Source organism: Mesorhizobium sp. (assembly GCF_005063415.1).
Lineage (GTDB): Bacteria > Pseudomonadota > Alphaproteobacteria > Rhizobiales > Rhizobiaceae > Mesorhizobium.
In genome coordinates this window covers 1-248 of sequence record NZ_SUEG01000412.1, presented here as the reverse complement: position 1 = coordinate 248, position 248 = coordinate 1, and the positions used below count along the sequence as shown (strand labels likewise).

Below are 248 nucleotides of genomic sequence, written 5' to 3'. Positions count from 1 at the left end.
AGCCTACCTCGTGCGCGCCATCGAGACCTATGTTCACGCGGGTATTCCAAGGGGCTATTCTGCCACCGAAGCTGAAATCGAAAGCGTGCTCGCAATCTACGACTCGTATGACGCAAGTTTGGGGGCTCCTGCGGAAGCTCTAAAGGGCGCCGGGCTCCTGCAGCAGTTTCGCGACGCAATCTATAGCGGGTACGACTTCACCCAAGTGGGCGGCAAGCTTGCGTCAGTTCGAGCGTCGCTAATGGCGG

Annotated in this window: 1 pseudogene; it reads left to right on the top strand. The window is 58.9% G+C overall.

Annotated elements, in window-relative coordinates:
- Positions 1-248: pseudogene (locus tag E5W70_RS32845) on the top strand (hypothetical protein); the annotation flags it as partial.